This is a genomic window from Cesiribacter andamanensis AMV16, assembly GCF_000348925.1.
In the GTDB taxonomy this organism is placed as follows: domain Bacteria; phylum Bacteroidota; class Bacteroidia; order Cytophagales; family Cyclobacteriaceae; genus Cesiribacter; species Cesiribacter andamanensis.
In genome coordinates this window covers 1-7149 of the sequence record NZ_AODQ01000178.1, presented here as the reverse complement: position 1 = coordinate 7149, position 7149 = coordinate 1, and the positions used below count along the sequence as shown (strand labels likewise).

Annotated in this window: 5 protein-coding genes; 4 read left to right on the top strand and 1 reads right to left on the bottom strand. The window is 57.3% G+C overall.

Going from position 1 to position 7149, the window contains the following annotated elements; genetic code table 11:
- The first annotated feature begins 16 nt into the window (after positions 1-16).
- From ADICEAN_RS19615 to ADICEAN_RS19600, 4 genes are all read left to right on the top strand, one after another.
- Positions 17-2974: a hypothetical protein gene (locus ADICEAN_RS19615; RefSeq protein ID WP_009197409.1), complete on the top strand. Its 2958-nt coding sequence runs from the start codon at positions 17-19 to the stop codon at positions 2972-2974.
- A 168-nt stretch (positions 2975-3142) separates the two neighbouring features.
- Positions 3143-3658, top strand: a complete 516-nt coding sequence (locus ADICEAN_RS19610; protein ID WP_009197408.1) for a 3-hydroxyanthranilate 3,4-dioxygenase — start codon at positions 3143-3145, stop codon at positions 3656-3658.
- Positions 3659-3685: 27 nt separating this feature from the next.
- Positions 3686-4969, top strand: coding sequence for a kynureninase (gene kynU, locus ADICEAN_RS19605; RefSeq protein ID WP_009197407.1), 1284 nt, complete (start codon positions 3686-3688; stop codon positions 4967-4969).
- 115 nt (positions 4970-5084) lie between these two features.
- Positions 5085-6386, top strand: coding sequence for an FAD-dependent oxidoreductase (locus ADICEAN_RS19600; protein WP_009197406.1), 1302 nt, complete (start codon positions 5085-5087; stop codon positions 6384-6386).
- A 137-nt stretch (positions 6387-6523) separates the two neighbouring features.
- Here the strand turns inward: ADICEAN_RS19600 and ADICEAN_RS19595 are convergent, their stop codons facing one another.
- On the bottom strand, positions 6524-7009 hold the full coding sequence (locus tag ADICEAN_RS19595; RefSeq protein WP_152426535.1) for a hypothetical protein: 486 nt from the start codon (positions 7007-7009) through the stop codon (positions 6524-6526).
- Positions 7010-7149 lie beyond the last annotated feature (140 nt).

Here is a 7149-nt window from a genome sequence, read left to right as displayed (position 1 = left end):
CTCTGCAAGCCCCCAGGTGCAGCTGAGCGGTGGCACCAGTGCCTGNAGCAGCCAGCCCATTTCGGCCACCGTAAGCGGCGGCACTGCCCCCTATACCTACCTCTGGAATACCGGCGAAACTACCCCCTCCATTAGCCCGGCTACTGCCGGTACCTATAGCCTTACCGTAACCGATGCCAGCGGCTGTACCACCACAGCCAGCCTCACCACCAGCGGCAGCAGTGCCCCCCTTGCCCTTACCTACGAATACTCCAGCCCTACTTGCTTTGGCGGTACCGATGGCTGGATAGATCTAGCAGTAAGCGGCGGCACTGCCCCCTATACCTATAGCTGGACGGGCGGCGCTACCAGCCAGGACCTGGAAGGGCTTGCTGCCGGTAGCTATACCGTAACGGTTACCGATGCCAGCGGCTGCAGCACCAAGGCCAGCATTAGCCTGCCGGCAGCACCCGCCATTTCCGTTTTTGCTACTGAGATCATCCAGGCCGACTGCCTGGGCAACCTGGGCAGTATTACGGTAGGGGCCAGCAACGGCAGCGGAACCTATACCTATCAGTGGACCCATGGCCCCAGCGGACCAAGCATTGACGAACTGGAGCCAGGCTACTATACCGTAGAGGTAACGGATGAATGGGGCTGCAAAAGTGTACGCTCCTTTCAGATCAAATACCCCAGTGCCCCTACAGTAAGCCTGAGCGGCGGCGCCTGCGGCAGCAGCACCCTTACTGCTGTGGTAAGTGGCGGTACCGCTCCCTATACCTACACCTGGAGCAATGGCGCCACTACCGGTAGCATTACGGCAGAAGAAGGCACCGACTACAGCCTGGTAGTAACCGATGCCAACGGCTGCACAGCCGAAGCATCTGCATCGGTAGGTACCATTGGCACACCCATTAGCCTGTCGGCCACCACTACTGCGCCCAGCTGCTGGGGAGGTACCGATGGCAGCATTGATCTGACGGTAAGCGGCGGAGACGGCACCTACACCATCATCTGGAGCAATGGTGCTAAAACCGAAGATCAGACCGGCATAGGCGCTGGCAGCTATACCGTAACGGTTACCGATGCCAGCGGCTGTACCAAAACCACCACCCTTATCATCAGCAATCCTGCACCCATTACCCTGAGCGCATCGGAGCTGATCCGCCCCGACTGCAACAGCCTGGGAGGCATTACCGTGGTAGCTCAGGGTGGCACAGCCCCCTATACCTATAGCTGGAATACCGGCGATACCGGCAGCAGCCTGCAGGATCTTTCTGCCGGCACCTACACGGTAACCGTAACCGATGCCAAGGGTTGCAAAACGCAAAAAGTGTTTATCCTGCAGGAGCAGCCTGCACCTACGGTACGCATTGCAAGCAGCGGCAGCTGCAACAGCCAGCAGCTAAGTGCCGTGGTAAGCGGCGCTACAGGCCCCTACCAGTACCTGTGGAGCAGCGGGCAAACCAGCGCCAGCATCAGCACCAGCACCAGTGGCGTATATAGCGTAACCGTAACCGATAGCAACGGATGCAGCAGCACAACCGAAACAGAGGTTAGCCTGAGCGAAAGCTCCCTGAGCCTGTATGCCCATGTAGAAGCCATTAGCTGCGGTGGCACGGCCGATGGCGCCGCTACCATTACGGTAAGCGGTGGCACTGCTCCCTATGCCTACGACTGGAGCAACGGCCTGCGCACTGCCGCTGCCGCCAACCTGGCCGCCGGTGTATATTCCGTAAAAGTAACCGATGCCAGAGGCTGCTATGATGTGGTTGCCTTTGAGATCAAGCAGTCAACCCCCATGGTCATAGCCCTGAGCAGCAGCACCAGCAGCAGCTGTGGGCAGCCAAACGGAAGCCTGTCGGTAGCCGTACAGGGTGGCCAGGCCCCCTACACCTACAAATGGAACACCGGCGCCAGCACCGCCAGCCTTAGCCATGTAGCCGCCGGCCAGTATACCGTAGCGGTTATTGATGCCATTGGCTGCTCGGCCGAAGCCAGCTTTACCCTTGAGGATACAGCCGCCAGCAGCCCGCTGCGTGCCTGGATCGAAAGCTGCACCGACCTGCTGATCAACGGCGGATCTACCGCTACCTTTGCCGTTCATTTTGAAGGTACAGGCCCGTATACCTTTACCTACACCGATGGCAAGAGCACACAGTCGGTTACCACCAGCGAGAACCCGTATGCGCTTACTGTACAGCCTGCTGCCAATACCGTATACAGCCTGCTGAGCGTAGCCAACAGCTGCGGCGGAGGTACTGCCTCCGGGCAGGCCACCGTATCGGTGGTATGGCCCAAAACGCAGGTATGTGCCGATGGCTGTTTCAGCAGCACCATCACCAGCAGCCAGACCAGCGGCAGCTGCACCACCTATACCCTTACGGTGAGCGCCGATGGCAGCTGCAGCTATGCCCTGTCACACTTCAACATCTCGCTGATGTGCGGCAGTGTAAGCAGCATGAGCAACTCCAGGGGCTGGCCCATGTCCATCGGCCAGGACCCCACCACCGGCCTGTACAGCATTAAGGTGGATGATATCAACATGAAGAAAGAAGGCAGCTTTACCGTAACCTACACCCTGTGCAACAGCGAAAGCTGCATCGATACCCAGAATTACTGCGGTCCGATGGTGGCCTATAAAGCCGGCCAGTGTGTGTACTACGGCCAGGCCACCCCTGCCAGCCCGCCGGCGGAAGAAGTGCCCGGCGATGACGATGGCTACCTGGGCCCCGACATGAAGCTGAGCTTGTACCCCAACGCCATCCATTCCGGCCAGGGCGTTACCGTACAGCTGGAGCATCTGTTTGTGACCACCAATGTAAAGGTTGCCATCAGTTCCTACATGGGCCAGAAGGTATACGAAACCACGGTGCCTATGTCGCCAGACGTAAACTATGCCTACCTGCAGCTGCCCATGCTGCCGGCCGGCACCTACATTGTGCACGTATGGGTGGGCAATACGCTCTACAGCGAAAAACTGATCATCAATTAATTTACACGATATACTATTTCCTCCACAAAAAGCCGGTCCCTTCTGGGGGCCGGCTTTTTTTTGGGTCTATCCGCCCTATTGGCAGCACTATTTCCGCATCCGGACAGGCCAATTATCCCTTTTGCCCATTACTTTCGTAACTTAAAGGCCAACTAATTTTTTTACCCCATGAGCGTACAGCGCCCCATTCATCTGCAAACCTGGATTGAGGAGAACCGCCACCTGCTAAAGCCACCGGTGGGCAACAAACAGATCTACACCCAAACCAACGATTTCATTGTGATGATCGTAGGCGGCCCCAACAGCCGCAAAGATTATCACCTCAATGCCACCGAAGAGCTTTTTTATCAGCTGGAAGGCGATATTGTGGTCAAGATCATTGAAGATGGCAAGCCGGTGGATATCCACATCCGCCAGGGCGAGACCTTTTTGCTGCCCGGCAATGTGGCCCACAGCCCCCGCCGCCCGGCCAATACCGTAGGCCTGGTGGTAGAAAAGATCCGGCATCAGGAGATGGAAGACGGCTTTTTGTGGTACTGCGAGGCCTGCGGCCATAAGCTGCATGAAGAGTTTGCCCCTGTATCTGACATTGTGGCCCAGCTGCCGGTGATCATGGACCGCTTCTGGCAAAATGATGCGCTGCGCACCTGCGACAATTGCGGTACCTATATGGAAAAACCCTAACCCCTTTTACGCTACGTACTCAACCCCATGCACTACCAACCTACCGAAGCCTTTGCCAAAGAGCAGGACCGGCTCGATCCCCTTGCCCCTTTCCGGGAGCGCTTTCTTTTTCCCCAGACCCCCTCGGGCGAGCTGGCCATTTACTTTTGCGGCAACTCCCTGGGCCTGCAGCCCAAAGCCACCCGGGAGTATCTGGAAAAAGAGCTGCAAAAATGGGCACAATATGCGGTTGATGGTCACTTCTGGGCCGAGGAGCCCTGGTATACCTATCACCAGCACCTGACCAAACCCCTGGCCAGGCTGGTAGGCGCCCTGCCGCACGAGGTAGTGGCCATGAACAACCTTACCACCAACCTGCACCTGCTGCTGGTGAGCTTTTACCGGCCTGCACAGGGGCGCTACAAGATCCTGATGGAAGGGGGCGCTTTTCCCTCCGATCAGTATGCGGTAGAATCGCAGGTGCGGCTCAAGGGCTATGCACCGGAGCAGGCCATTGTAGAGGTATTTCCCCGTCCGGGCGAGCATGTGCTGCGCACCGACGATATTCTGGCCGCTATAGACGAAAATAAGGACGAGCTGGCGCTGGTGCTCTTCAGCGGCATTCAGTACTATACCGGCCAGCTCTTTGATATGCCCGCCATTACCAAAGCCGCCCATGCAGCCGGCGCCCTTTGCGGCTTCGATCTGGCCCATGCCATGGGCAATGTACCCATGCAGCTGCACAACTGGGGGGTAGACTTTGCCGCCTGGTGCACCTACAAATACCTCAACAGCGGCCCGGGCAGCACAGCCGGGGTCTACATCCACGAGCGCTGGGCCAACGATCCGGCCACCCCCCGCTTTGCCGGCTGGTGGGGCCACAACCAGCAGGAGCGCTTTAAGATGGAAAAAGGATTTAAGCCCATGCCCGGCGCCGAAGGCTGGCTGCTGAGCAACAGCAACATTCTGTCCCTGGCCGCCCAGCGGGCTTCGCTGGCTATTTTTGAAGAGGCCGGCATAGAGGCCCTGCGGCGCAAAAGCCTACAGCTGACCGGCTACCTGGAGTGGATGCTGTGCCACCAGGTGGGCTGCGATAAATGGGGCATCGAGATCATCACCCCCTCCGATCCGGAGGCCAGGGGCGCACAACTCTCGCTGCTGGTAAAGGGGGGCAAGCCGCTCTTTGATAAGATCGATGAGGCCGGGGTGATCTGCGACTGGCGGGAGCCCAATGTGATACGCCTGGCCCCGGCGCCGCTTTACAATTCCTTTCAGGATGTATACACCTTCTGCCAGATCTTTACCAAAGCCCTGCAGGAAATAACCCTCTAGTCCCGTTTCAGGTTAACCAGGCAACCTGGCGTTGCCGTTTGCACATATGATCGATTTTTCAAAAAAGAAAAGGGGAAGATAGCCGTTCTGGGCGGTGGCCTGGTCGGCGCCCTGCATGCTATTTTTATTGGCCCGCAAGGGCTTTAGCGTTAGCCTCTACGAGCAGCGGAGCGATATCCGCAAGATAAAGATCCGGGAAGGGCGCTCCATAAACCTGGCCGTAAGCACCCGGGGCTGGACGGCCCTGGAACTGCTGGGCATTGATGAGCTGGTGCGGGAGCATGTGGTGCCCATGCGCGGCCGCATGGTGCACAGCCCCGAAGGCGACACCAGCTTTCAGCCCTACAGTGCCGAGGGGGATGCCATCTTTTCGGTATCACGCGGCCGACTCAACCAGCTGCTGCTGGACATTGCCGAAAAATGCGGCGTAAAACTCTGCTTCAGCCATAAATGCACCTATGTAGACCTGAAGCACGGCATTGCCTACTTTACCGTAGCGGCTGAGGAACTGAGCGAGGTAACCATAGAGGCCGACCTGATCATTGGCGCCGATGGGGCTTTTTCGGCGGTGCGCAAGGCCATGCAGCGTACCGACCGCTTTAACTTCAGTCAGTATTATATCGACTGGGGCTATAAGGAGCTCACCATTCCCCCTACCCCTTCCGGCGAGTGGGCGCTGGAACCTAATGCGCTGCACATCTGGCCGCGGGGCAATTACATGCTCATTGCCCTGCCCAACCTGGATAAATCCTTTACCTGCACCCTTTTTCTGGGCTTTGAGGGAGATCCTTCATTTGAGAAGCTCAGCAAGCCCGAGGCAGTACATGCCTTTTTTACCACTACCTTTCCCGATGCAGTACCCCTGATGCCCAACCTGCAGGAAGAGTTTATGGAAAACCCCACCTCCTCGCTGGTGAGCATTAGCTGCTATCCCTGGACCCGCTATAACCGCTCCGCCCTGGTGGGCGATGCCTCCCATGCCGTAGTGCCCTTTTACGGGCAGGGCATGAATGCCGGCTTTGAAGATGTGCGGGTGTTTATGGAGCTCATTGAGCAGTGGGGCGCCGACTGGAGTAAAGTACTGCCCGCCTATGAGCAGCTGCGCAAGCCCGATGCCGATGCCATACAGGAGCTGGCCATGGCCAATTTTGTGGAAATGCGCGATAGCGTGGCCGATGAAGAGTTTGTACTGCGCAAGAAGATTGAAGCCGAGCTGCACCGCCGCTACCCCCGGCACTGGCTGCCTCTTTACAGCATGGTAACCTTTAGCAACATGCGCTATTCTGATGCGCAGGAGCGCGGCCGCCAGCAGGCCCGTATCATGGATGAGGTTATGGCCCGGCCCGATATTGCCCAAAGCTGGCAGGAGCTGGACTATGAGGCACTGGTGAAGGGCTTGCCGGAGTTGAAGTCGTAAAACAGCAGTGGTTTTGAGTAGAGTGCCCTTGAAGATAGGGGCCGGATAACAGCCAGACAGATCCCCTCCTGCGAAGGGATGACGGCAGGAAGGAAAGGGCGAGGGGATGACGGGGAGAAAGGAAGGGGCCGGAAGCCTTACAGACCCTGAAGTTCGTCAAAGGGGCGCATATCTTCCTTGCTCAGGGCAAAGCGCTTGCGCAGATCCGAGAGCTTGCTTTCTTCCTCCTTAGAGACCCCATTGGAGGCATCGGCAAAGAGCCAGGCTGTTTGCGAAACAAACTTTTTGGCGTAGCGGTTGTGCTGAAAGTATTTTGCCAGGGCTTCCAGAAAAGGCTCTTCCCAGCGGGAGAGGTTTTGCAGCAGGTACACAAACTCCTGCCGGTACAGATGGGTAAGCCGTTCGGTTTCTTCCGGCTCCAGCTCCTCCCGGTAGGAGTGGCCCAGGCCCTGTGCCAGCCGCTGGCAGTACTGCCACTCTTCGCGGTCTACAATGCCATCGGAAGCCGCAATCAGCAGCGCGGGAAAAAAGGCCAGAAAGGAGGTAAACTGGTCTACACTAAAGGGAGCCCGGCGTACCCCCTGGTAGTGCTGGTATAACTCCTCGATGGCTGCGTTCGGCATAAGTTGGATATACATTCAGGAGAGCAGATTTATAAGGGAAATTCTGTTCAATATAGAATTCTTTACATTTCCGCCCATAAGTGTGTAATAAATATAGCTAAATTACAGTATTTCCCATGACAACAACTTAAAAAAGCCGG